Raw genomic sequence first — 1,299 nt, 5'->3', positions numbered from 1 at the left:
CCCATACTGGGCGTATTCGGGCGTTCCGACAACGCGGCGAGGTGCCGTAGCCGGCGTCGTGCGCCCGCCGGGGATTACGGGACAGCCCTTAGCCCGCGGCGAGCGGAGCGGTGTCCATTCCCGCCCCGGCCCGCAGGCCGGACAGGAGCTCCTCGAACGCCTCGAGCGAAGTTCGGCGCGGCGTCCAACCGAGTTCCTCCCGGGCCCGGGAGCAGTCCAGCAGCGGCAGGCGCAGCACCGCGTCGAACAGGTCGGGCGAGGCCGGGACAAGCCGCAGCCGCCAGGCGGCGGAGAGCGCCGCCCGCACCGGACCGACGGGCATCGAGACGGGCCGCGCGTCGAGGACACCGGCCAGGGCGGCGGCGTCGAGGGGCGGTTCGGCCGCCAGGTTGAAGGCCCCGCGGACCGGGCGGGCGACGGCCTCGCAGTAGGCGGCGGCTGCGTCGTCGGTGTGCAGGGCCTGGAAACGCAGGCCGGGCAGGTCGGGCACGGCGGGGATCAGGCCGGGCCGGACGAGCCGGCCCGGCAGCAGCCGACCGGCGAAGATGCGGCGCTGCTCGGAAGCCGACTCCCGTTTGAAGAGGAAGGCGGGCCGCATCCGCACCACGCGGATGCCGGGGTGGGCTTGCTCGTAGGCGTCGAGGACCCGTTCCAGGTAGGACTTCTCGCGCGTGTACGCCGCCTGCGGCCAGCCGTGCGTCGGCCAGGACTCGTCCACCGCGCGGTCCTTGGGGCCGGGTGAGTACGCGCCGACCGAGGAGGCGTGTACGAGGACGGGCACGCCCGCGGCGGCCACGGCGTCGAAGACACGGACGCTGCCCAACACGTTCGTGCGCCAGGTCTTGACCGGCCGGTGGGTGGGCTGGAACTTCCAGGCGAGGTGGATCACCGCGTCGGCACCCGTGAGGAGCGGTGTGAGATCGGCTCCCCCCGGCTCGATGTCCGCCGCCTGCCACTCGGTCTTCGGGGGCCGCCAGTCAGGCACGCGCCGGGCCAGGCCGAGGACGGATCCCACCGCCGGGTTCTCGGAGAGTGCCCGCACCACGCTGGTTCCGACGTTTCCCGTGGCTCCGACGACCACGACGCGGGGGCCGTCGCCAGCACGGCTCGCGGGGCGGTCCGTAGGGCTCAAATGGTCGGATGTCATCGTGTCGCTCCTGTCCCAGTTCACGCACGCCGTGTGACCGACGAACAGGCCTTCGCCGGCGGACGCGCCGGCGAGGCCGAGTGCGTCGTGCACCGCATCCGAAGCACCCGGCGTCGCCGGGGCTCGCCGTCGCGGCTCGGGCATCGATGGCC

General features: G+C 74.1%; 1 protein-coding gene. It reads right to left on the bottom strand.

What is annotated here, in order from left to right:
* Window positions 1-88: 88 nt before the first annotated feature.
* Window positions 89-1,147, bottom strand: coding sequence for an NAD-dependent epimerase/dehydratase family protein (locus ACWGIU_RS38025; protein WP_453712675.1), 1,059 nt, complete (start codon window positions 1,145-1,147; stop codon window positions 89-91).
* Between the last annotated feature and the right edge of the window lie 152 nt (window positions 1,148-1,299).

The organism is Streptomyces sp. NPDC054840, assembly GCF_053611065.1.
Note: the sequence above shows the minus strand (reverse complement) of the source record. Positions and strands in the feature narration are given on the sequence as shown.